This is a genomic window from Streptomyces aureoversilis, assembly GCF_042657885.1.
GTDB classification, from domain to species: domain Bacteria; phylum Actinomycetota; class Actinomycetes; order Streptomycetales; family Streptomycetaceae; genus Streptomyces; species Streptomyces aureoversilis.
Genome location: NZ_JBHSKJ010000063.1, coordinates 1 through 1,385, shown reverse-complemented (window position 1 = coordinate 1,385; position 1,385 = coordinate 1). Strand labels below are relative to the sequence as shown.

1 protein-coding gene is annotated in these 1,385 nt (G+C 65.1%); it reads left to right on the top strand.

Going from position 1 to position 1,385, the window contains the following annotated elements:
- The first annotated feature begins 93 nt into the window (after positions 1 to 93).
- Positions 94 to 1,344: an IS256 family transposase gene (locus ACFPP6_RS36405; RefSeq protein ID WP_382051136.1), complete on the top strand. Its 1,251-nt coding sequence runs from the start codon at positions 94 to 96 to the stop codon at positions 1,342 to 1,344.
- Positions 1,345 to 1,385 lie beyond the last annotated feature (41 nt).

Genomic DNA, 1,385 nt, shown 5'->3' with positions numbered 1-1,385 from the left:
GGGGCTGTAAAAGGAACGGTGTAACTCCGATCATGGAGGATTGCACCTGTGACCAGCGAGAACACAGTCGAGGCAGAGTCCGGGACCGTGGCCGTGGAGGCGGCGCTGCCAGCGGCGGCGGACGAGAGGTTCATCGAGGAGCTCGTCTCCCGGGCCCAGGCCGACGGGCTGCAGCTGACCGGAGAGGGCGGACTTTTGCAGCAGCTGACGAAGCGGCTGCTGGAGTCCGCGCTCGACGGCGAGATGACCGATCACCTCGGCTATGACAAGCACGACCCGGCCGGGAAGAACGGCGGGAACTCCCGCAATGGCAAGCGGTCCAAGACCGTCCTGACGGACGTCGGGCCGGTCGAGATCGAGGTACCCCGGGACCGGGAGGGCTCGTTTGAACCGCAGATCGTCAAGAAGCGGCAGCGCCGGCTGACCGGTGTCGACGAGATGGTGCTGTCGCTGTCCGCCAAGGGCCTCACACACGGTGAGATATCGGCCCATCTCGCCGAGGTCTACGGAGCCGAAGTCTCCAAGGCCACCATCTCCACGATCACGGACTCCGTGATGGAAGGGATGTCCGAGTGGCAGAACCGGCCTCTGGATCCTGTCTATCCGGTCGTGTTCATCGACTGCGTCAACGTCAAGATCAGGGACGGGCAGGTCGCCAACCGGCCGGTCTACATGGCCTTGGCCGTCACGGCCGAGGGGCATCGCGACATCCTCGGTCTATGGGCCGGCGACGGGGGCGAGGGAGCCAAGCACTGGTTGCGGGTGCTGACCGAGCTGAAGAACCGCGGCCTGGAGGACGTGCTGATGCTCGTCTGCGACGGCCTGAAAGGCCTGCCCGACGCGGTCGGCGAGGTCTGGCCACGAACTGTCGTGCAAACGTGCGTGGTTCACCTTCTGAGGGCGTCGTTCCGTTACGCGGCCCGGCAGGACTGGGACAAGATTGCCAAGGCTCTCAAGCCGGTCTACACGGCGCCGACCGAGGATGCGGCCACCAGCCGATTCCTGGAGTTCACCGAGATCTGGGGCGAAAAGTATCCGGCGATCGTGCGGCTCTGGGAGAACGCCTGGGCCGAATTCGTGCCTTTCCTTCAGTTCGACGCCGAGATACGCCGCATCGTCTGCACCACCAACGCGATCGAGAGCGTCAACGCACGCATCCGCCGGGCCGTCCGGGCCCGTGGGCACTTCCCCTCGGAGGCTGCCGCGTTGAAATGCGTCTACCTCGCGGTGATGAGCCTGGACCCGACCGGCACCGGCCGCAAGCGATGGACCAGCCGCTGGAAGCGGGCTCTCCAGGCCTTCGACATCGCCTTCGACGGCCGCCTCTCAGTAGCCCACATCTGACAGACAAACCAACCCAGTTACACCGAAAACTTTACAGACCC